Genomic DNA, 20,802 nt, shown 5'->3' on the forward strand with positions numbered 1-20,802 from the left:
ACCCCGTCAGGCCGTACGCATCGCACTCACCCACCCCCCGGCCGCACCCGGCCGCTTCTCTTACTCCAACACCAACTACGTCCTGCTCGGCCTGGTCATCCAGCAGGTCACCGGCGACTCGTACGCCACCGAGGCCGAGCGCCGCATCATCGCTCCCCTGCGTCTGACGGGCACCTCCTTTCCGGGCTCCCGCTCCTCGCTGCCCTCTCCGCACGGCCGCGCCTACGCCGCCGACGGAACCGACGTCACCGATCTCGACCCGCGGGTGGCCGGCGCCGCGGGCGAGCTGGTGACCACGCTCGCCGATCTGGACCGCTTCTACGCGGCCCTGCTCGACGGCCGGCTGCTGCCCCCGCACTGGCTGCGCGAGATGCGTGACACCCGTGCCGCACATGGCGCGTACGGCATGGGGCTGTTCCCCGAGAAGCTTCCGTGCGGCATCACGGTGTGGGGACACAACGGGCACATCTCCGGCAGCTACGTGCGCACCGCGGCCACCGGCGACGGCCGGCGTGTCCTCACCTTCCGCGTGAACACGGACGAGATCGCCGATCCCGACCTCGAACCCGCGGTGCTCGCGGCCGAGTTCTGCCCCCGCACCTCGTAGAACGAGCGGGCCCCGAACGGATATCCCGGCTCACGACACTCGTTCGAGTGATGGCGGGGCCGGGTTCCCGGGCACGGCATACGCCTACCGGGGCACGATGTCCGGCGCCCCCAACCGCGCCGCGTCCGCCGTGAGGTCGTCGGGCTGCCGCTGTGACTCCCGCTCGGCCTCCACCCGCTTCTGGTAGTGCTCGATCTCGCGCTCGATCTGGTCCTTGTCCCAGCCGAGCACGGGCGCCATCAGCCCGGCGGCGTCGCGTGCGCTGCGACTGCCCCGGTCGAAGGTCTCGATCGAGATGCGCGTCCGCCGGGTCAGCACGTCGTCCAGATGCCGCGCCCCCTCGTGCGAGGCCGCGTACACGATCTCGGCGCGCAGATAGTCGTCGGCCGCCGCCAGGGGCTCGCCCAGCGACGGGTCCTCGGCGATCAGCTCCAGGAGCTCCTCGGTCATCGCCCCGTACCGGTTCAGCAGGTGCTCCACCCGCACCACGTGCAGTCCGGTCCGGGCGGCGATCCGCGCCCGCGCGTTCCACAGCGCCCGGTAGCCCTCGGCGCCCAGCAACGGCACGTCCTCGGTGACGCACTCGGCGACGCGCATGTCGAGCCCGTGCACCGCCGCGTCCACCGCGTCCTTGGCCATGACCCGGTACGTCGTGTACTTGCCGCCCGCCACGACGACGAGCCCGGGCACCGGGTGCGCCACGGTGTGCTCGCGCGACAGCTTGCTGGTGGCGTCCGACTCGCCCGCGAGCAGCGGCCGCAGGCCCGCGTACACGCCCTGGACGTCGTCCCTGGTGAGCGGCACCGCGAGCACCGAGTTCACATGCTCCAGCAGGTAGTCGATGTCCGCGCTGGAAGCGGCCGGGTGGGCCTTGTCGAGGTCCCAGTCGGTGTCCGTGGTCCCGACGATCCAGTGCCGGCCCCAGGGGATGACGAACAGCACGGACTTCTCCGTGCGCAGGATCAGCCCGGTCGTGGAGTGGATCCGGTCGCGCGGCACGACCAGGTGGATGCCCTTGGACGCCCGGACGTGGAACTGGCCGCGCTCCCCGACCATCGCCTGGGTGTCGTCCGTCCACACGCCGGTCGCGTTGACGACCTGCTTGGCGCGGATCTCGTACTCCCCGCCCCCCTCGACGTCCTGCACCCGCGCTCCGACGACCCGCTCGCCCTCGCGCAGGAAGCCCGTCACCCGCGCGCGGTTGGCGGCCTTGGCGCCGTACGCCACCGCCGTGCGCACCAGGTTGGTCACATAGCGGGCGTCGTCCATCTGGGCGTCGTAGTACTGGAGCGCCCCGACCAGGGCGTCCTTCTTCAAGCAGGGCGCCACACGCAGGGCGTGAGAGCGGGTCAGATGGCGGTGCACGGGCAGGCCCCGGCCATGGCCGCGCGCCATGGACATGGCGTCGTACATCGCGACGCCCGCCCCGGCGTACAGCCGCTCCCAGCCCTTGTGCCGCAGCGGGTACAGGAACGGCACGGGCTTCACCAGGTGCGGGGCGAGCCGCTCCAGCAGCAGGCCGCGCTCCTTCAGCGCCTCCCGGACGAGCGCGAAGTCGAGCATCTCCAGATAGCGCAGACCGCCGTGGATCAGTTTGCTGGACCTGCTGGAGGTGCCCGAGGCCCAGTCGCGGGCCTCGACCAGGCCGGTGGCGAGCCCCCGGGTCACGGCGTCGAGGGCGGTGCCCGCACCGACCACGCCCGCGCCCACGACCAGCACGTCCAGCTCTCGCTCGGCCATGGATGCAAGTGACTCGGCTCGCTGCGCCGGCCCGAGTGTCGCTGTCCTCACGCTGCCTCCCGCTCATCGGTCGCGCCGGCCGCACCCGTCGGGTGAGGCCCCGTCCGTATCCCCCATGCCCAAATTCTGACCGGGTTGCCCGACTTCAGCCACCACGGGCCCTGAGCCTGTGGACAACCAGCACGGAACACTCACCGAAACTCGGCCAGGCAATCCCACATAACGGTCATATTTACTCCTAGTCTGACATTGCACTCGCCCGTCCTGTCCACAGGGCTTGCGCACCTGTCCCACTTCGGCTATCGGGAAGGACGGCCACGCCGTGCCCGCAGATCTCGCCGTCATCGGACTCGGCCCTTACGGCCTGCCCCTGGCTCAGGCCGCCGTCGCCGCCGGCGTCCCCACCATCGGCTACCGGACCGGACCCGAGACCGGTCCCCTCAGCCCCGCAGAACTGCGCCGGATGCTCTCGGGGGGCTTCCGGCAGACCACGAACGCCGCCGAACTCGGCAGGGTGCGCACCGCGGTCATCTGCGCACCGACCCCGCCGGGTGCGGACGGCCGGCTCGACCTGAGCCAGGTGGAGACGGCCGCCCGCACCCTGGCCGCCCACCTGCGCCCGCACACCACGGTGATCCTGGAGTCACCTGTGTACCCCGGGGCGACAGAGGAATTCCTGCGTCCGCTCCTCGAAGAGGGATCGGGCCTGCGGGCGGGCCGGGACTTCCACCTCGCCCACTCCCCCAGCCGCGTCGACCCCGGCAACCGCGACCTCACCCCCGCCGGCACCCCGAAGGTCATCGGCGGCCTCACCCCGGCCTGCACCGAGTCGGCCGCCGCCTTCTACGCACGGCTCACGGACAAGGTGGTACGCGCGCGTGGACTGCGCGAGGCGGAAACCGTGCAGCTGCTGGAGACCAACTACCGGCACGTCAACATCGCCCTCGTCAACGAGATGGCCGCGCTCTGCCACGACCTGGGCGTCGACCTGTGGGACGTGATCCGCTGCGCGGAGACCAGGCCGTTCGGCTTCCAGGCCTTCCGCCCAGGCCCGGGCGTCGGCGGCCACACCCTCCCGCAGGACCTGACCGCCCACGGCGGCCGCAGCCTGCGCATGGTGGAACTGGCCCAGCAGGTCAACAGCCGGATGCCCCGCTACGTCGTCCAGCGCGGCGCCCAGCTCCTCAACGAGCACGGCAAGTCGGCGCGCGGCGCACGCGTGCTGCTCCTGGGCGTCACCTACAAGCCCGACCTCGCCGATCTCCAGGGCACCCCCGCCCGGGAGATCGCCCGGCGTCTGATGGACCTGGGCGCGTCGGTCAGCTACCACGACCCGTACATCCCCGACTGGAGCGTCCTCGACCGCCCCGTCCCCCGGGCGGACTCCCTCTACGAGGCGGCCGCCGACGCGGATCTGACCATCCTGCTCCAGCAGCACCGCACGTACGACCTCCAGGGCCTGTCGGTGAAGGCGCAGCTGCTCCTGGACACACGAGGGGCGACACCCGCGGGTGCCGCCCACCGTCTGTGACGCGTCGTCCTCGGGGCCTACCGCCGGTGCTGCGAGTCCGCCACCGTCACCTCGACGCGCTGGAACTCCTTCAGCTCGCTGTAGCCGGTGGTGGCCATGGCGCGGCGCAGGGCACCGAAGAGGTTCATCGAGCCGTCGGGGGTGTGGGACGGGCCGGTGAGGATCTCCTCGATGGTCCCGACCGTGCCGAGGTCGACCTTCTTGCCGCGCGGCAGCTCCTCGTTCACGGCCTCCATGCCCCAGTGGTGGCCCTTGCCCGGACCGTCGGTCGCGCGCGCGAGCGGGGAGCCCATCATCACCGCGTCGGCACCGCAGGCGATCGCCTTGGGCAGGTCGCCGGACCAGCCGACACCGCCGTCCGCGATCACGTGCACGTAGCGGCCGCCGGACTCGTCCATGTAGTCACGGCGCGCGGCGGCCACGTCGGCGACCGCCGTCGCCATGGGGACCTGGATGCCGAGCACATTGCGCGTGGTGTGCGCGGCGCCGCCGCCGAAGCCGACCAGCACACCGGCCGCGCCGGTGCGCATCAGGTGCAGGGCCGCGGTGTACGTGGCGCAGCCGCCGACGATCACCGGGACGTCCAGCTCGTAGATGAACTGCTTCAGGTTCAGCGGCTCGGACGCACCGGAGACGTGCTCCGCCGAGACCGTCGTACCGCGGATGACGAAGATGTCCACGCCCGCGTCGACGACGGCCTTGGAGAACTGGGCCGTGCGCTGCGGGGAGAGCGCGGCGGCCGTGACCACGCCGGAGTCGCGCACCTCCTTGATGCGGGCGCCGATCAGCTCCTCCTTGATCGGCGCGGCGTAGATCTCCTGGAGGCGCCGGGTCGCCGCCTCGGCGGGCAGCTCGGCGATCTCGTCGAGCAGCGGCTGCGGGTCCTCGTGGCGCGTCCACAGGCCCTCGAGGTTCAGCACGCCGAGGCCGCCGAGCTCCCCGATGCGGATCGCGGTGGCCGGGGAGACGACCGAGTCCATGGGGGCGGCCAGGAAGGGCAGCTCGAAGCGGTAGGCGTCGATCTGCCAGGCGATCGAGACCTCCTTCGGGTCCCGCGTACGGCGGCTGGGGACGACGGCGATGTCGTCGAAGGCGTACGCCCGGCGGCCGCGCTTGCCGCGCCCGATCTCGATCTCAGTCACGTCTGTGGCCTTTCCCTGATGCGTTGCAGCGTCTTCCAGTATCGCCGACGGGCATGACGAGGGCGGCCCCGGATGCTTCCAGGGCCGCCCCATCAGGCCTGATGCCTACTGACGGCTGTAGTTCGGCGCCTCGACCGTCATCTGGATGTCGTGCGGGTGGCTCTCCTTCAGGCCCGCCGAGGTGATGCGGACGAAGCGGCCCTTGGACTCCATCTCCTCGATGGTGGCCGCGCCCACGTAGCCCATGGTCTGGCGCAGACCGCCGACGAGCTGGTGGAGCACGTTGGCCAGAGGGCCGCGGTAGGGCACCTGGCCCTCGACGCCCTCGGGCACGAGCTTGTCGTCGGAGGCGACCTCGGCCTGGAAGTAGCGGTCCTTCGAGAACGACTTCCCCTGGCCGCGGGACTGCATGGCACCGAGCGAGCCCATGCCGCGGTAGGACTTGAACTGCTTGCCGTTGATGAAGAGCAGCTCGCCGGGCGACTCCTCACAGCCCGCGAGCAGGCTGCCCAGCATGACCGTGTCGGCACCGGCGGCGAGCGCCTTGCCGATGTCGCCGGAGTACTGCAGACCGCCGTCGCCGATCAGCGGGATGCCCGCGGGGCGGGCGGCGAGGGAGGCCTCGTAGATGGCGGTGACCTGCGGGACGCCGATGCCGGCGACCACACGCGTGGTGCAGATCGAGCCGGGGCCCACACCCACCTTGATGCCGTCGACACCGGCGTCGATCAGGGCCTGGGCGCCGTCGCGGGTGGCGACGTTGCCGCCGATCACGTCGACGGAGACGCTCGACTTGATCTTCGACATCCAGCTGAGGGCGTTGCTGTTGTGGCCGTGCGAGGTGTCGACGACCAGGAAGTCCACGCCGGCCTCGGCGAGCGCCTGGGCGCGCTCCAGGGCCTCGGGGCTGGCGCCCACCGCGGCACCGACCAGCAGCCGGCCCTCGGCGTCCTTGGCGGCGTTCGGGTACTTCTCGGCCTTGACGAAGTCCTTGACCGTGATCAGGCCCTTGAGGATGCCCCGGTCGTCGACCAGCGGCAGCTTCTCGATCTTGTGGCGGCGCAGCAGCTCCATCGCGTCGACGCCGGAGATGCCCACCTTGCCGGTGACCAGCGGCATCGGCGTCATGACGTCACGCACCTGACGGCTGCGGTCGGTCTCGAAGGCCATGTCGCGGTTGGTGACGATGCCGAGCAGCTTGCCGGCCGGGTCGGTGACCGGGACGCCGCTGATGCGGAACTTGGCGCACAGGGCGTCCGCCTCGGCGAGCGTCGCGTCCGGGTGCACCGTGATGGGGTCGGTGACCATGCCGGACTCGGACCGCTTGACCAGGTCGACCTGGTTGACCTGGTCCTCGACCGACAGGTTGCGGTGCAGCACGCCGACGCCGCCGAGGCGGGCCATGGCGATCGCCAGCCGGGACTCGGTCACCTTGTCCATCGCCGCGGAGAGCAGCGGGATGTTGACCCGGACGTTGCGGGAGATGCGGGACGAGGTGTCGACCGCGTTGGGGAGCACCTCGGATGCGCCCGGCAGCAGCAGCACGTCGTCGTAGGTCAGCCCGAGTGTCGCGAATTTTCCGGGCACTCCGTCGACGTTTGCAGTCATGACACCTTCCCCAAATGGCCTTGATCGGTGCGGATGTCCATGCTAACGGGAAGCGCGGCTGTCTCATTCCACGGTTCCGGCTCGCTCCGGGCTTCGTATGTTCGTACGGAGGCCGCGCACCGCCTGTTCAACCAAGGGCCCCTGTAAGCCCTACTGCTCCGCGAGCGCCCTCAGCCGGCTCAGCGCCCGGTGCTGCGCCACCCGGACGGCACCGGGTGACATTCCCAACATCTGGCCCGTCTCCTCGGCCGTGAGCCCCACCGCGATGCGCAGCAGCAACAGCTCCCGCTGGTTCTCGGGCAGGTTGGCCAGGAGCTTCTTGGCCCATTCCGCGTCACTGCTCAGCAGTGCGCGCTCTTCCGGTCCCAGGGAGTCGTCAGGGCGCTCGGGCATCTCGTCCGAGGGGATGGCCGTCGAGCCGGGGTGGCGCATCGCCGCGCGCTGCAGGTCGGCGACCTTGTGGGCGGCGATGGCGAAGACGAACGCCTCGAAGGGACGCCCGGTGTCCCGGTAGCGGGGCAGCGCGAGGAGCACCGCCACGCACACCTCCTGGGCGAGGTCCTCGACGAAGTGCCGGGCGTCGCCCGGGAGACGGGACAGACGGGTGCGGCAGTAGCGCAGCGCCAGCGGGTGGACATGGGCGAGCAGATCGTGCGTGGCCTGCTCGTCCCCGTCGACGGCGCGGTGGACGAGCGCTCCGATCGCCCCTTGGGCATTGACCGCCTCGTCGTCGCGCATCGGTCCATGGTGCCTTGCGGCCACCGGGTCCGCGGCACCGCGCCCGTTGTTGTGCACCGAAGCGTTATGAGCAGGTGCGCCGGCACTCATCCCCTGCGCCCTCCCCTTCCGCTCGACCGACTCGTCCCCGAGGAACTCCACACCCTCAAGGATGCGGCATCCGCGGCGAAACAAGCAGCGGGCACCCGGCGGACACCCGGTCCGGCCCCGCCCACCTGGCTCTTCGTGCCCCCACTGCGACCACCGCCACACGTGCGGCCGCCCTCAGGACCTGCCGTTCGGATCGTCCCGGGGCCGGGCGGCCCTGCAGGCACCCCGCCGGACTCTCGCACGCGTGCGCCCGGCTCGCGCGGGGGCATCCACATGCCCCCGCTCTCCGACCCGCGCCGGAGGCCGCGCCTCGAGGCCGGCCCGATCCGAACGACAGGCCCTAGCGCACCAGGCCCCACCGGAAGCCGAGCGCCACGGCGTGGGCCCGGTCCGAGGCGCCGAGCTTCTTGAACAGGCGCCGGGCGTGCGTCTTGACGGTGTCCTCGGAGAGGAACAGCTCGCGGCCGATCTCCGCGTTCGAGCGGCCGTGGCTCATGCCTTCGAGGACCTGGATCTCACGCGCCGTGAGCGTGGGCGCGGCGCCCATCTCGGCCGAGCGCAGCCGGCGCGGGGCGAGCCGCCAGGTCGGGTCGGCCAGGGCCTGCGTCACCGTCGCGCGCAGCTCGGCGCGGGAGGCGTCCTTGTGCAGATAGCCGCGGGCACCGGCGGCGACGGCGAGCGCCACACCGTCCAGGTCCTCGGCGACGGTGAGCATGATGATGCGCGCACCGGGGTCGGCGGACAGCAGCCGCCGGACCGTCTCGACGCCGCCCAGACCGGGCATGCGTACGTCCATCAGAATCAGGTCCGAGCGGTCGGCCCCCCAGCGGCGGAGGACTTCCTCGCCGTTGGCCGCCGTCGTCACGCGCTCTACGCCGGGCACGGTCGCGACCGCGCGACGGAGCGCCTCTCGGGCAAGCGGGGAGTCGTCGCAGACGAGGACGGAAGTCATGACCGCCCTCCGCAGCTGATGCGCGTCACCTTGAGCCTCCAGGCTGGTACGGAATCGTCACCTGTGCGGTCGACCGCCTCGGACGCCTGTCCGAGCGCTTGTTCCTTCAACCGCCTCGCACTCTCAACGACGGTCACTCGAAAGAGTTACGGGGTCGGCTGTCCTCTTCGGCACTCTACGTGAGGGGGCGGACACGGTGCAGACATGCGCAGCAGACCCACGAACTTTCATCACAACCTATGCCCCATTCAGACCCATTTCTTCCGCTTTGCCAGTGTCTGGAGCTAGATTCGCAATGAGTCATATTTTCATCTCCTTAGATCGTAGTTGTACGGTCGTAGACACCGGATCCGCCCAGAACGGCAACAAGGGGTCACGTAATGGCAGATTTCTCCCGCCTTCCCGGACCGAACGCGGACCTGTGGGACTGGCAGCTGCTGGCTGCCTGTCGCGGGGTGGACAGCTCGCTCTTCTTCCATCCGGAGGGCGAGCGCGGTGCGGCTCGGAGTGCTCGCGAGAACTCGGCCAAAGAGGTCTGCATGAGGTGCCCGGTACGCGCCGAGTGCGCTGCCCACGCGCTGGCGGTGCGCGAGCCGTACGGCGTGTGGGGCGGGCTGACCGAGGACGAGCGCGAAGAGCTCATGGGGCGGGCGCGCAACCGGCTGGTGTCGGCTTCGGCACCGGGCGGGCACACCGCCTCGCACCATTGAAATAACGTTTCTGCAGAAGGCACGCGCACGCGTGCCCATGGTTCTTACTAGCGGACGGCCGCCCGTGCCAGCTGGTCGAGCGTCGCCGACACCGCCGGGACCTGTGCGAGGTCGGGCAGGGTGAGCGCGACGATCTCCCGGCGCACCGCCGGTTCCAGCGTCACGGTGCGTACGCCCCGGGGCCGCACCGACTCGACAGCCAGCTGCGGCAGGACCGCCACGCCCAGCCCCGCGCCGACCAGGCCGACCACCGCCGGATAGTCGTCGGTGGCGAAATCGATGCGAGGCGTGAAGCCGGCCGCCGCGCACACCTCGACCAACTGGCCCCGACAGCGCGGGCAGCCCGCGATCCACGACTCCCGCGCGAGCTCCCCGATGGCGACGGACCCCGCACCCGCGAGCCGGTGCCGCTCCGGCACAAGGGCGACGAGCCGGTCCGACAGCAGCGGCCGTACGACGAGGTCGTCCCACTCCTCCGCGCCCGCCGCGCCCTCGTAGCGGAAGGCGAGCGCCACGTCGCAGTCGCCCTCGCGCAGCAGGCCCACGGACGCGGGCGGTTCCGCCTCCTCCAGGGAGACGCGGGTGCCCGGGTGCGCCGCGCGCAGTGCGGCGAGGGCCGTCGGCACCAGGGTGGAGCTGCCGCTGGGGAAGGAGACGAGCCGGACCCGTCCCGCGCGCAGCCCGGCGATGGCGGCGACCTCCTCCTCCGCGGCCGTGAGCCCGGCGAGGATCCCGGCGGCGTGCCGCACCAGCGCCTCACCGGCCTGGGTCAGGCGCATCTCGCGCCCGGTGCGGATGAGCAGGGGAGTGCCGACGGAGGTCTCCAGGGCCTTCATCTGCTGGCTGACGGCGGGCTGCGTGCAGCCCAGTTCACGCCCCGCGGCGGAGAAGGAACCGGTGGCGGCGACGGCGCGCAGGACACGGAGATGACGAGCTTCGATCACCCTTCGAGAATAAGCGACCCTTTGATACCGATGCGAATAATGCGTCGACGCTTTGAGCGCTGGTCGCTTACCGTGCGGGTATGAAGCTTCTGTCTGTGAATCTGGGCCGTGCCGAGGCTGTGCCGTACACGGACAACCCGGCGGGTGTGACCGGGATCGACAAGCGTCCGGTGGACGGGGCCGTGCGGGTGTCGGCGCCCGGGCCCAAGGGCATCGGCGGGAGCGGGCTGGCCGGGGACGCGGTGTGCAAGCTGGAGCACCACGGCGGCGACGACCAGGCGGTGTACGCGATGGCGCGCGAGGACCTGGACGAGTGGGAGCGCGAGCTGGGCCGGACGCTGGCCGACGGGGCGTTCGGCGAGAACCTCACGACCCAGGGGCTCGACGTGTCCGGCGCGCTGATCGGCGAGCGCTGGCGCATCGGCCCCGAGGTGGTGCTGGAGATCACCTCCGGGCGGATCCCGTGCCGCACGTTCCAGGGCCATCTGGACGAGAAGGGCTGGGTGAAGCGGTTCACCCGGCGAGGCGCGCCGGGGGCGTATCTGCGGGTGATCGAGCCCGGGGCGATCCGCGCGGGCGACGCCGTCGAGATCCTGCACCGGCCGGACCACGATGTGACGGTGGCCCTGCAGTTCCGCGCGGTGACCACCGAGCGGACACTGCTGCCGCGGCTGCTGGCGGCGGGCGAGGCCCTGCACCCGGAGGTGCTGCGCCAGGCGCGGGAGTACAAGGAGAAGTACGGGGCCTGACGGCGCCTCACCGCGACTGTCTCCACGGACCCTTCACCGGCGAAGGTCCTGTTCGGAACCGGACCCACCCAGTCCGGGTCACTAACCTTCTGCCATGACAACGGCTCTGATTACGGGATCGACGGCAGGCATCGGGGCCGCGTTCGCGCGGCGACTGGCGGCCGACGGGCACAACCTGGTGCTGGTGGCCCGCGACACCAAGCGGCTCAGGGAACAGGCGACCGAACTGCACGACGGGCACGGCATCGAGGCCGAGGTGCTGACGGCCGACCTGGCGGAGGACAAGGGCATCGAGAGGGTGGCCGCCCGGCTGGGCGACCGCAAGAACCCCGTCGACCTCCTGGTCAACAACGCCGGCTTCGGCAACAAGGGCCGCTATCTCGATGTCTCCATGGCCGATGAGCTGCGGATGCTCAAGGTGCACTGCGAGGCGGTGCTGCGGCTGACGTCGGCGGCGGCCGAGGGCATGCGGGAGCGCGGCCGGGGCGGTGTCGTCAATGTCGCGTCGGTCGCCGCGTTCGTCCCGCGCGGCACCTACGGCGCGTCCAAGGCCTGGGTCGTGCAGTTCACACAGGGCGCGGCGCGCGACCTGGCCGGCAGCGGCGTACGGCTGATGGCGCTCTGCCCCGGTTTCGTGCGCACGGAGTTCCACGACCGGGCCGGCATGGGCACGGACAACATCCCGAGCTGGATGTGGCTCGACGCGGACAAGCTGGTGGCGGCGGCGCTGCACGATCTGGCCCGGGGCAAGACGCTGTCGATCCCCGACCCGCGCTACAAGGCGCTGATGGGGGCGGCGAAGCTGGTGCCCAGAGGGATGCTCGGGGCGGTCTCGTCCAGGACGGGGCGGAAGTACGGGCCGCAGTAGCGGGTTCGGCCGCCGAGGCTCCGGGAGGCACCCGGGCGGCCCGCTTGGGAGAATGGAGCTGTCCAGCCGGACCCAGCGAGCCCGGAGGCGAGGCCATGACCTTCGTACAGCTCATCGAATGCAGGACCAGTCGGCTCGACGAGATGAACCGGCTGATGGACAGGTGGGTCGAGCAGACCAAAGGAAAGCGGACCGCGTCGCACAGTGTGGTGGCGAAGGACCGGGCCGACGCGTCGCACGTCGTCGAGATCGTGGAGTTCCCCTCGTACGAGGAGGCGATGCGGAACTCCGGGCTTCCGGAGACGGACCGGATCTTCCAGGACATGGTGGCGCTCTGCGACGAGGCACCGACGTTCACCGATCTGGACGTGGTGCGCGACGAGCAGTTGTACGCGGCCACCGCGCGCAGGTTCTTCGAGCAGGCGCCCGGGCAGGGCGCGGCGCCCCCGTTCAACGACGTGTTCATCGAGGACTACCACGATCACGATCCCGGCAATGCGCAGGACGTCATCGGGCTGGACGCGATGCGGCGCAATGTGGAGGTGTGGCGGGGCGGGTTCGACTTCTCGTTCACGATCGACGACCAGGTCGCCCAGGGTGACCGGGTGTGCACCCGGTGGACCTGGAAGGGGCACCACAAGGGCGACTTCCTCGGGATTCCGCCGACCGGAAAGGACGTCACCATGACGGGGACGACCTTCCACCGGTGCACGCCCGACGGGAAGATCGCCGAGGGCTGGTGGGAGTACGACCGGCTCGGGCTGATGCAGCAGCTCGGGGCGCTCGACCCGCTGGAGCTGTGACCCGCAGGACCCAAGCCCGCAGGACCCAAGGGAGAAGCCCCCGCTCCGCACGAGGCGGAACGGGGGCTTCGCTACGAGGTCGGTGCCTCAGTGGGCGTGGCCGTGGCCGTGGCCCGCGGCGGCCGGCTCCTCCTCTTCCTTCTTCTCGACGACCAGGGTCTCGGTCGTGAGGAGGAGGGAGGCGATGGAGGCGGCGTTCTCCAGGGCGGAGCGGGTGACCTTGACCGGGTCGATGACGCCGGCCTTGACCAGGTCGCCGTACTCGCCGGTGGCGGCGTTGAAGCCCTGGCCCTTGTCCAGCTCGGCGACCTTGGAGGTGATGACGTAGCCCTCCAGGCCGGCGTTCTCGGCGATCCAGCGCAGCGGCTCGACGGCGGCGCGGCGGACGACCGCGACACCCGTGGCCTCGTCGCCGGTCTTGCCGAGGTTGCCCTCGAGGACCTTCACGGCGTGGACCAGAGCGGAGCCACCACCGGAGACGATGCCCTCCTCGACCGCGGCGCGGGTCGCGGAGATGGCGTCCTCCAGACGGTGCTTGCGCTCCTTGAGCTCGACCTCGGTGGCGGCACCCACACGGATGACGCACACGCCGCCGGCCAGCTTCGCGAGGCGCTCCTGGAGCTTCTCGCGGTCCCAGTCGGAGTCGGTGGACTCGATCTCGGCCTTGATCTGGGCGACGCGGCCCTGCACGTCGTCCTTGTTGCCGGCGCCGTCGACGACCGTGGTGTCGTCCTTGGTGACGGTGATGCGGCGGGCGGAGCCGAGGACGTCCAGGCCGACCTGGTCGAGCTTGAGGCCGACCTCCTCGGAGACGACCGTGGCGCCGGTGAGGACCGCGAGGTCCTGCAGCATCGCCTTGCGGCGGTCGCCGAAGCCGGGGGCCTTCACCGCGACGGCGTTGAAGGTGCCGCGGATCTTGTTCACGACGAGGGTCGACAGCGCCTCGCCGTCGACGTCCTCGGCGATGATCAGCAGCGGCTTGGAGGCGTTGGCCTGGATGACCTTCTCCAGCAGCGGCAGCAGGTCCGCGATGGCGGAGATCTTGCCCTGCGTGATGAGGATGTACGGGTCGTCCAGGACGGCTTCCATGCGCTCCTGGTCCGTCACGAAGTACGGAGACAGGTAGCCCTTGTCGAAGGCCATGCCCTCGGTGAAGTCCAGCTCCAGACCGAAGGTGTTGGACTCCTCGACGGTGATGACACCGTCCTTGCCGACCTTGTCCATCGCCTCGGCGATGAGCTCGCCGACCTGCTGGTCCTGGGCGGACAGCGCGGCGACCGCGGCGATGTCGGACTTCTCGTCGATCGGGCGGGCCGTGGCGAGGAGGTCCTCGGAGACGGCGGCGACGGCGGCGTCGATGCCCTTCTTCAGGGCGGCCGGGGAGGCACCGGCGGCGACGTTCTTCAGGCCCTCGCGCACGAGCGCCTGGGCGAGCACGGTCGCGGTGGTCGTACCGTCACCCGCGATGTCGTTGGTCTTGGTCGCCACCTCCTTGACCAGCTGGGCACCGAGGTTCTCGTACGGGTCCTCGACCTCTACCTCACGGGCGATGGTCACACCGTCGTTGGTGATGGTGGGGGCACCGAACTTCTTGTCGATGACGACGTTGCGGCCCTTGGGGCCGATCGTCACCTTGACCGTGTCAGCGAGCTTGTTGACGCCGCGCTCGAGGGCGCGACGGGCGTCCTCGTCGAACTTCAGGATCTTCGCCATGGGAGCGGTTCAGCCCTCTCGGAAAATAGGGGTGAAACGAACCGCGCCCCCGACGCCCGGCTTCATAAGATCGCGGGGGCCAGGGGCGCAGTTCACTGCAATGCTGGTGATGCGGGGTGAATTACTTCTCGACGATCGCGAGCACGTCGCGAGCCGAGAGGACGAGGTACTCCTCGCCGTTGTACTTCACCTCGGTGCCGCCGTACTTGCTGTAGAGCACGACATCGCCGACGGAGACGTCGAGCGGAAGACGGTTACCGTCCTCGAAGCGGCCCGGGCCCACGGCCAGGACGACGCCCTCCTGGGGCTTCTCCTTGGCGGTGTCCGGGATGACCAGGCCAGAGGCGGTGGTCTGCTCGGCGTCGAGCGGCTGGACCACAATGCGGTCCTCGAGCGGCTTGATGGCAACCTTGGAGCTGGTGGTCGTCACGATCCGACCTCCCCCTTCGGAGATCTCACGGGGTTAACTGTCTGAGGTGGCGACCAGGTGGATCCGTCGTCGCGGGTGCCGGACCTGCCCGTCGCTGTGTTGGCACTCTCCAGGGGGGAGTGCCAGAGCCGAGACTATGACCGTGATTAGCACTCGGTCAAGCGGACTGCTAATTACCCGCGGCGCGTCGGCCGGGGACTTCGTGTCGGAGGTGGTCCTCCAGCCGTCCCACCCGCAGGCCTCTCCCCTCGATCTCCCTCAGCAGCCGCACGGTTCGTTCCGTCGTCGTCAGGGGGTTCGTCCCGGCCGACGGCACGGAGACGATGTCGCCGGGGCGAAGGCGGGGCTCGCCGTGGGTGTACGTCAGTTCGCCGTCGGCGGACAGGGAGGCCCGCCAGAGGACGATCGCCGTGATGCCGCAGTCGGCGGCGGCGCGCAGGGTCGTCGGGTCGTACGTGCCGTAGGGCGGGCGGAAGAGGTGGGGGCGGATGCCGAAGCGGGTGCGGAGTTTGTGCTGCTGGCCGCAGATCTCGGCGCGCTGCCCGGCGTAGGGCAGGCCGCGCAGGGACGGGTGGTCGAGGGTGTGGTTCTGCAGGGTCGCGCCGACCGCGCGCAGCCGGGCCAGTTGGCCGTAGCCGGGGCCCGCGACGCTGTCCGTGAGGAACAGGCTGACCGGGAGCCGCCGTTCGCGGACGAGGCCGGCGAAGGCGGGGTCGCGTTCGGCGCCGTCGTCGTAGGTCAGGAAGACGACCGGGTCGCGGGTGCGGACCCGGTCCACGACGGGCGGCAGGTGTGCCGGACGCGCGTGGAGGCCGGCCGCGTGGGTCGGGTCCTGGCCCCTGCCGTCCGCTCCCGTCCGCTCCCCCGCCGTCCCGGCGCAGCCGGCCAGCAGGAGCATGCCCGCACACAGCGCGGCGGCGGCAGGCAGCGGCCTCACAGGTAATCCTCCAGCCGCCCCACCGCGTATCCCTCGGCCGTGGCCTTGTTCAGGAAGCGGCGGATCATGTCGGGCATCGTGCCCTTCCACTGCTCGCGGCCGCGGAAGTGGGTGAGGACGATGTCGCCCGGGCGCAGTTTCCGGTCCGCCTCGCGGTACTCCCAGTGATCGGCGAAGACCTCCGCGTTCCAGAGGGGGACGTACTCGATGCCGCAGGCCTCGGCGGCGCGCAGGGTCGCCCTGTCGTAGCTGCCGAAGGGCGGGCGGAAGAGGGTGGGGCGGGTGCCGTAGCGCCTCTCGATGAAGCGCTGCATGCCGCAGATCTCGCGCCGCTGCGCGCGGTACGACAGGCCCGGCATGTAGCGGTGCCAGAGGGTGTGGTTGTTCAGGACCACTCCCCTGGCCTGCATCTGCCGGAAGTAGCGGTCGTCGTCCTTCACCAGGTAGCCGCTGAGGAAGGCGGTGTACGGCACGTCCAGGTCACTCATCATCCGCAGGAACGCCGGGTCCTTCTCGGCGCCGTCGTCGATGGTGAGGAAGACGACCTTGTCCCGGGTGGGGATGGTGGTGAAGACGGGCGGGAGGCCCAGCTCCCGGTGGCCGGCCACCTCGAAGCCCTTGCGGGTCCTGATCCTGGGCTTCTTCCCGGGAGCCGGCGGCGCCACCAGCGGGACCCTGCGCAGCCCCCAGCGGTGCGCCGCGGCGATGCGGGCGGCGTGCGCGGCGCGCAGCTCGGTGGCGTAGGAGTCGAGCGCGCGGGCCGGGGGCGCGTCGAGCGGCTGCTGGCCGCCGGCCGGGGCGACCTGGCCGCCGTCCGCCTGCGCGCAGCCCGAGGCGATGGCAGCGAGGGCGAGCACGACAAGGCCGATGCGGACGCCGCCCATTGCCCGCCTTTTGTCATTTTGTACGACTGCTCGCATGATGCCGGATCCTCGCAGCCGGCCGGTGCGAACCCTCCCCGACACCGCGGCCGACGGCCCACCGTCCACCGACTGGCCCACATCCGCCCCGGCCCGCCGCCCCCGCCGCTCCGTGGCCGACAATGATCCGGTGAACGACCTCGCCCCCCTCCTCACCCCCGAAGGCCGCGCCCTCCTCGACGAGGTCCGCGACACCGACCCGGCGAAGGAGCTGGCCGTGGCGACGCGGCTGCGCCGGGAGCACCCCGCCGAGCTGGTGTCGGCGGCGCTGGGCCAGGCGCGGCTGCGGCAGCGGGCGGCGGTGAAGTTCGGGGCCGAGGACGCGGGGCGGATGTTCTTCACGCCGAACGGGGTGGAGCAGTCGACCCGGGCGAGTGTGGCGGCGTACCGCGCCCGGCGGATGAAGGACCTGGGGATCACCTCCGTCGCCGACCTGTGCTCCGGCATCGGCGGGGACGCGATCGCGCTGGCCCGCGCCGGTATCCGGGTGCTGGCCGTGGACAGGGACCCCATGACGGCCGCGGCGGCACGGGCGAACGCCGACGCACTGGGTCTCGCCGGCCTGATCGAGGTGCGGGAGGCCGATGTCACGGAGGTGGACACAGCCGGTTACGACGCCGTCTTCGTCGACCCGGCCCGGCGCGGCGGCCGGGGCCGGATCTTCGACCCCGAGGCCTACTCACCGCCCCTGTCCTGGGCGGTCTCGGCCGCCCGCCGGGCCCCTCGGGCCGCCGCGCTGAAGATCGCCCCCGGCATCCCGCACGAGGCGGTGCCCGAGGACGCCGAGGCCGAGTGGATCTCCGACGGCGGGGACGTGAAGGAGGCGGTGCTGTGGTTCGGCACCGAGCCGGGGGCGGTCCGGGCCACCCTGCTGCCGGGCCCCCGCACCCTGCTCTCGCGCGGCCTGCCCGACCCGGAGGTCCGCCCGCCCGGCCGCTACCTGTACGAGCCCGACGGCGCCGTCATCCGGGCCCACCTGGTCTCCGAGGTGGCCGACCAGGTCGACGGCGGCCTGCTCGACGCGACCATCGCGTACGTGACGGCCGACACCCTGCGCCCGACCCCGTACGCCACCGCCTACGAGATCACCGACCATCTCCCCTTCAACGTCAAGAAGCTGAAGGCCCTGCTGAGGGAACGCCGGGTCGGCACCCTCACCGTCAAGAAGCGGGGCTCGGCGGTCGAGCCGGAGGAACTCCGCAAGAAGGTCAAGCCGCAGGGCCCGCACGCGGCCACGGTGTTCCTGACCCGGGTGGCGGGGGCACCGGCGATGCTCATCGGCCATCCCGCGTAGCCGACAGCGATCGACAGTCCGTCAGGACTGCTCCGCCGCGCGCCGCAGCAGCAGTTCCCGTTCCCGCTCGTTCCGCGTCAGCGACGCCGCCCGTTCGAACTCGGCCCGGGCCTCCGCCGTTCGGCCCAGACGGGAGAGCAGGTCGGCCCGGACGCTGGGGAGCAGGTGGTAGTCGCGCAGCGCGGGGTCACCGCTCAGGGCGTCGACGATGGGCAGGGCCTCGGACGGGCCCTCGGCCATCGAGACGGCCACCGCGCGGTTCAGTTCCACGACCGGGGAGGGTGAACGGGCGGCCAGGAGGCCGTACAGGACGGCGATGCGGGCCCAGTCGGTCTCCTCGTAGGTGTAGGCGTGCGCGTGGCAGGCGGCGATGGCGCCTTGCAGGAGGTACGGGCCCGGGGCGCCCGAGGAGGCGGCCTCGGCTCTGCCCAGCGCGGCGACGCCGCGGGCGATGAGCATGCGGTTCCACCGGGCGCGGTTCTGTTCCTTGAGGAGTACGGGTTCGCCCGAGGGTCCGGTCCGGGCCGCCGTGCGGGACGCCTGGAACTCCAGGAGCGCGGTCAGGCCGTGGACCTCGGGTTCCTTCGGCATGAGGGACGAGAGCACCCGGGCCAGGCGCAGGGCGTCCTCGCACAGGGACGGCCGGAGCCAGTCGTCGCCGGCCGTGGCGGCGTAGCCCTCGTTGAAGATGAGGTAGATGACATCGAGGACCGAGCCGAGACGGGCCTCGCGGTCGGGGCCGTAGGGCACCTCGAAGGCGATGTTCCCTGTGGCCAGCGTGCGTTTGGCGCGGACGATGCGCTGCGCGACGGTCGGTTCCGGGACCAGGAAGGCACGGGCGATCTCGGCCGTGGTGAGGCCGCCGAGGAGGCGCAGGGTGAGAGCGGTGCGGGCCTCGGTGGACAGCACCGGGTGGCAGGCGGTGAAGACCAGGCGCAGCAGGTCGTCGTCGATGTCGTCAGGGTCATGGAGGACCGCGGGCTCCTCCGGGGGAGACGCGGCCGACAGGTCGCGGCCGATCTCCGCGAGCTTGCGGGCGTAGTTCTCCCGGCGGCGGACCAGGTCGACGGCGCGGTTGCGGGCGGTGGCCATGAGCCAGGCGCCCGGGTTGTCGGGCACGCCGTCCCGCGGCCACTGCTCCAGCGCGGCGACCAGGGCGTCCTGCGCGAGTTCCTCGGCGATGCCGACGTCCCGGACGATCCGGGTGACGCCGGCGATGATGCGGGGCGACTCGATGCGGAAGACCGTTTCGATGGCCGTGCCGGTGCCGCTCGGGTCCGGGGTGGGCTGCGCTGTCACAGCCCACCATCAGACACCCTCGGCGGCACCCGGCCAAGCAGCGCCGGTCAGTCCTCGGCGATCTGCCGGACCTCGGCGGTGATCGTCCAGTAGTCCTCGTGCGTGGACAGGAACCGCTTGGTCCACTCGATCGCCTCGGCCTTGTCCTTGCACTGGCTGATCGAGTAGCCGCCGATGACCTCCTTGGACTCGGTGAACGGCCCGTCGGTGACGGAGAGCCGCCCGCCCTCCCAGGTCACCCGGCTGCCGTCCGAGGTCGGGGTGAGCCCGGCCGTGTCGAGCATGACCCCGGCCTTGGTGATCTCCTCCAGGAGGGCGCCCATCCGCTCCATGAGCTCGGGGCTCGGGCCCTCGGCGGGGGCGTTCTTCTCGTCGACGCGGATCAGGGTGAGAAAGCGCGGCATGGTGACTCCTCGGGGTCCCCGGAGCGGGATCTCTTCCCGCTCTCACCCCTGCGTCGATCGGGAGGTCCCGGGATCGACACGGTCGCCGCGTTTTCTTCGAGATTCTTTTTCCGGTTCTTCGAGATTCTTTCCGGATCCCTTCCCGGGGCGCGTTCACGCAGGTCAGCGCAGCGACTCCCACAGCTTCTCCGCCTTCGGCTCCTCGGCCACCACCCGGTTGGGGTCCGACGGTGCCCGCACCACCGGCATCGTCACCGTCCGCACCTCGCTCGCCGACAGGCCCCGCAGGCTCTGTCCGAGCCGGGTCAGATCGGTCAGGGAGTCCAGGCCGGTGTCGGTGGTGAGGCCGGCGGTCACCGCGTCGGCGACCCGGTACAGCTTCGCCGGGTCGGTGAGCAGGTTCTGTGCGGCGATCTGTTCCAGCAGCGCCTTCACCAGCGTCTGCTGGAGGCCGATACGGCCGAGGTCGCTGCCGTCGCCGATGCCGTGCCGCGTGCGGGCCAGGGCGAGGGCCCGGGCGCCGTCCAGATGGTGGGTGCCCGCCTTCAGACGCAGATGACTGTGGTCGTCGGCGATGTCCTCCTCGGTGGTGACGGTGACACCGCCGAGCGCGTCCACCAGCTCCTCGAAGCCGGAGAAGTCGACCTCGATGTAGTGGTCCATGCGGACGCCGGTGAGCGACTCGACGGTCTTCACGGCACAGACCGGACCGCCCACCGCGTACGCGCTGTTGAACATGGAGTTGTAGGCCACCGTCGTCGAACCTCCGGACGAGCGGGGGCAGGACGGGCGGGTGACCAGGGTGTCGCGCGGGATGCTCACCACCGTCGCGCTGGTCCGCCCGGCGTCGAGGTGGACGACCATCGCCGTGTCGGAGCGGGCGCCCGTGCTGTCGCCGCCGCCGATCCTCTGGTTCTGCTCGCCGCTGCGCGAGTCGGAGCCCAGGACCAGGATGTTGAGCGCGCCGCTGGGCAGGGCGGACGCCGAGGGCGACGGTGCGGTCACCGGCCTCGGCGGGCGGTTGTCGCCCAGCGCGTTGTCGATGTCGACGCTCTTGATGTTGCTGTCGAGATGCCAGTAGGCCCAGCCCGCCGCCGCGGCGGCCAGCATCAGCAGGGCCGTCAGGGTCAGGCCGGCTGTCCGCAGCGCGCTCGACCGCCGGCCCGTGCCGCTGCTCTCGTCCCCGTTCGCCTCGTGTCCCGTCACGGCAGGAACGTAAGTCCGAATTATTACGGGCAGGGTCCCCGACGCGCCTTTTCTTCGGAAATTCTCAGACTTCGAGGGCCAGTTCGCCTTCCGTTGCGACTGCCCGGCTCGGCTCGA

20 protein-coding genes are annotated in these 20,802 nt (G+C 71.2%); 7 read left to right on the top strand and 13 right to left on the bottom strand.

Going from position 1 to position 20,802, the window contains the following annotated elements:
• The coding region (locus ACWIF2_RS24100; RefSeq protein ID WP_454362700.1) for a serine hydrolase domain-containing protein at positions 1-607 on the top strand (607 nt) is incomplete at its 5' end.
• Between the two features lie 84 nt (positions 608-691).
• Here the strand turns inward: ACWIF2_RS24100 and ACWIF2_RS24105 are convergent.
• Positions 692-2,398 (bottom strand): glycerol-3-phosphate dehydrogenase/oxidase, encoded by a 1,707-nt coding sequence (locus ACWIF2_RS24105; protein WP_454362701.1) that lies wholly within the window; start codon positions 2,396-2,398, stop codon positions 692-694.
• Positions 2,399-2,669: 271 nt separating this feature from the next.
• Between ACWIF2_RS24105 and ACWIF2_RS24110 the strand changes: the two genes are divergently transcribed.
• On the top strand, positions 2,670-3,878 hold the full coding sequence (locus ACWIF2_RS24110) for a nucleotide sugar dehydrogenase (RefSeq protein WP_454362702.1): 1,209 nt from the start codon (positions 2,670-2,672) through the stop codon (positions 3,876-3,878).
• Between the two features lie 17 nt (positions 3,879-3,895).
• Here the strand turns inward: ACWIF2_RS24110 and ACWIF2_RS24115 are convergent, their stop codons facing one another.
• From ACWIF2_RS24115 to ACWIF2_RS24130, 4 genes are all read right to left on the bottom strand, one after another.
• Positions 3,896-5,020: a GuaB3 family IMP dehydrogenase-related protein gene (locus tag ACWIF2_RS24115; RefSeq protein WP_184591345.1), complete on the bottom strand. Its 1,125-nt coding sequence runs from the start codon at positions 5,018-5,020 to the stop codon at positions 3,896-3,898.
• A 105-nt stretch (positions 5,021-5,125) separates the two neighbouring features.
• Positions 5,126-6,628, bottom strand: coding sequence for an IMP dehydrogenase (gene guaB / locus ACWIF2_RS24120; RefSeq protein WP_193481566.1), 1,503 nt, complete (start codon positions 6,626-6,628; stop codon positions 5,126-5,128).
• 150 nt (positions 6,629-6,778) lie between these two features.
• Entirely contained in the window at positions 6,779-7,366 is a 588-nt protein-coding gene (locus ACWIF2_RS24125; protein ID WP_184591349.1) for a sigma-70 family RNA polymerase sigma factor, read from the bottom strand.
• A gap of 430 nt (positions 7,367-7,796) precedes the next feature.
• A complete protein-coding gene (locus ACWIF2_RS24130) occupies positions 7,797-8,408 on the bottom strand; it encodes a response regulator transcription factor (RefSeq protein ID WP_003948568.1) in 612 nt (203 codons plus the stop codon).
• A 380-nt stretch (positions 8,409-8,788) separates the two neighbouring features.
• On the opposite strand from ACWIF2_RS24130, the gene ACWIF2_RS24135 reads away from it, so the two are divergent.
• Positions 8,789-9,118, top strand: a complete 330-nt coding sequence (locus tag ACWIF2_RS24135; protein ID WP_184591351.1) for a WhiB family transcriptional regulator — start codon at positions 8,789-8,791, stop codon at positions 9,116-9,118.
• A gap of 47 nt (positions 9,119-9,165) precedes the next feature.
• Here ACWIF2_RS24135 and ACWIF2_RS24140 read toward each other — a convergent pair whose 3' ends face one another.
• A complete protein-coding gene (locus tag ACWIF2_RS24140) occupies positions 9,166-10,062 on the bottom strand; it encodes a LysR family transcriptional regulator (RefSeq protein ID WP_382489445.1) in 897 nt (298 codons plus the stop codon).
• 80 nt (positions 10,063-10,142) lie between these two features.
• Here ACWIF2_RS24140 and ACWIF2_RS24145 point away from each other — a divergent pair, with 80 nt between their 5' ends.
• The 3 genes from ACWIF2_RS24145 to ACWIF2_RS24155 all read left to right on the top strand — a co-directional run bounded on the left by ACWIF2_RS24145 (position 10,143) and on the right by ACWIF2_RS24155 (position 12,482).
• On the top strand, positions 10,143-10,811 hold the full coding sequence (locus ACWIF2_RS24145; protein WP_454362703.1) for an MOSC domain-containing protein: 669 nt from the start codon (positions 10,143-10,145) through the stop codon (positions 10,809-10,811).
• Between the two features lie 94 nt (positions 10,812-10,905).
• The gene (locus ACWIF2_RS24150) at positions 10,906-11,679 is read left to right on the top strand and encodes an SDR family NAD(P)-dependent oxidoreductase (RefSeq protein ID WP_454362704.1); all 774 of its coding nucleotides are present in this window, start codon (positions 10,906-10,908) and stop codon (positions 11,677-11,679) included.
• Between the two features lie 95 nt (positions 11,680-11,774).
• Positions 11,775-12,482, top strand: a complete 708-nt coding sequence (locus ACWIF2_RS24155; RefSeq protein WP_454362705.1) for an ester cyclase — start codon at positions 11,775-11,777, stop codon at positions 12,480-12,482.
• An 87-nt stretch (positions 12,483-12,569) separates the two neighbouring features.
• Here ACWIF2_RS24155 and groL read toward each other — a convergent pair whose 3' ends face one another.
• The 4 genes from groL to ACWIF2_RS24175 all read right to left on the bottom strand — a co-directional run bounded on the left by groL (position 12,570) and on the right by ACWIF2_RS24175 (position 16,446).
• Entirely contained in the window at positions 12,570-14,195 is a 1,626-nt protein-coding gene (gene groL, locus ACWIF2_RS24160) for a chaperonin GroEL (RefSeq protein ID WP_454362706.1), read from the bottom strand.
• Positions 14,196-14,316: 121 nt separating this feature from the next.
• Entirely contained in the window at positions 14,317-14,625 is a 309-nt protein-coding gene (gene groES / locus ACWIF2_RS24165; RefSeq protein WP_003974211.1) for a co-chaperone GroES, read from the bottom strand.
• 169 nt (positions 14,626-14,794) lie between these two features.
• A complete protein-coding gene (locus ACWIF2_RS24170; RefSeq protein WP_454362729.1) occupies positions 14,795-15,523 on the bottom strand; it encodes a polysaccharide deacetylase family protein in 729 nt (242 codons plus the stop codon).
• A 35-nt stretch (positions 15,524-15,558) separates the two neighbouring features.
• Positions 15,559-16,446 carry a polysaccharide deacetylase family protein gene (locus ACWIF2_RS24175; RefSeq protein WP_454362707.1) on the bottom strand — a complete coding sequence of 296 codons (888 nt, stop codon included), beginning with the start codon at positions 16,444-16,446 and terminating at the stop codon, positions 15,559-15,561.
• Positions 16,447-16,612: 166 nt separating this feature from the next.
• Between ACWIF2_RS24175 and ACWIF2_RS24180 the strand changes: the two genes are divergently transcribed.
• Positions 16,613-17,776, top strand: a complete 1,164-nt coding sequence (locus tag ACWIF2_RS24180; protein ID WP_454362708.1) for a THUMP-like domain-containing protein — start codon at positions 16,613-16,615, stop codon at positions 17,774-17,776.
• A 21-nt stretch (positions 17,777-17,797) separates the two neighbouring features.
• Here the strand turns inward: ACWIF2_RS24180 and ACWIF2_RS24185 are convergent, their stop codons facing one another.
• The 3 genes from ACWIF2_RS24185 to ACWIF2_RS24195 all read right to left on the bottom strand — a co-directional run bounded on the left by ACWIF2_RS24185 (position 17,798) and on the right by ACWIF2_RS24195 (position 20,685).
• On the bottom strand, positions 17,798-19,075 hold the full coding sequence (locus ACWIF2_RS24185) for an RNA polymerase sigma factor (RefSeq protein WP_454362709.1): 1,278 nt from the start codon (positions 19,073-19,075) through the stop codon (positions 17,798-17,800).
• Between the two features lie 47 nt (positions 19,076-19,122).
• Positions 19,123-19,479, bottom strand: a complete 357-nt coding sequence (locus ACWIF2_RS24190; RefSeq protein WP_454362710.1) for a YciI family protein — start codon at positions 19,477-19,479, stop codon at positions 19,123-19,125.
• A 162-nt stretch (positions 19,480-19,641) separates the two neighbouring features.
• On the bottom strand, positions 19,642-20,685 hold the full coding sequence (locus ACWIF2_RS24195; protein ID WP_454362711.1) for an LCP family protein: 1,044 nt from the start codon (positions 20,683-20,685) through the stop codon (positions 19,642-19,644).
• Positions 20,686-20,802 lie beyond the last annotated feature (117 nt).

The sequence above is a fragment of the Streptomyces sp. NPDC055506 genome, assembly GCF_053643595.1.

What these genes read in the sequence shown, in the direction of transcription:
- ACWIF2_RS24190 (WP_454362710.1), bottom strand. Translation starts at nt 19,479, where the DNA reads ATGCCGCGCTTTCTCACCCTGATCCGCGTCGACGAGAAGAACGCCCCC.
- ACWIF2_RS24170 (WP_454362729.1), bottom strand. Translation starts at nt 15,523, where the DNA reads ATGCTCCTGCTGGCCGGCTGCGCCGGGACGGCGGGGGAGCGGACGGGA.
- ACWIF2_RS24150 (WP_454362704.1), top strand. Translation starts at nt 10,906, where the DNA reads ATGACAACGGCTCTGATTACGGGATCGACGGCAGGCATCGGGGCCGCG.
- guaB (WP_193481566.1), bottom strand. Translation starts at nt 6,628, where the DNA reads ATGACTGCAAACGTCGACGGAGTGCCCGGAAAATTCGCGACACTCGGG.
- ACWIF2_RS24145 (WP_454362703.1), top strand. Translation starts at nt 10,143, where the DNA reads ATGAAGCTTCTGTCTGTGAATCTGGGCCGTGCCGAGGCTGTGCCGTAC.
- ACWIF2_RS24135 (WP_184591351.1), top strand. Translation starts at nt 8,789, where the DNA reads ATGGCAGATTTCTCCCGCCTTCCCGGACCGAACGCGGACCTGTGGGAC.
- ACWIF2_RS24130 (WP_003948568.1), bottom strand. Translation starts at nt 8,408, where the DNA reads ATGACTTCCGTCCTCGTCTGCGACGACTCCCCGCTTGCCCGAGAGGCG.
- ACWIF2_RS24125 (WP_184591349.1), bottom strand. Translation starts at nt 7,366, where the DNA reads ATGCGCGACGACGAGGCGGTCAATGCCCAAGGGGCGATCGGAGCGCTC.
- ACWIF2_RS24175 (WP_454362707.1), bottom strand. Translation starts at nt 16,446, where the DNA reads ATGGGCGGCGTCCGCATCGGCCTTGTCGTGCTCGCCCTCGCTGCCATC.
- groL (WP_454362706.1), bottom strand. Translation starts at nt 14,195, where the DNA reads ATGGCGAAGATCCTGAAGTTCGACGAGGACGCCCGTCGCGCCCTCGAG.
- ACWIF2_RS24155 (WP_454362705.1), top strand. Translation starts at nt 11,775, where the DNA reads ATGACCTTCGTACAGCTCATCGAATGCAGGACCAGTCGGCTCGACGAG.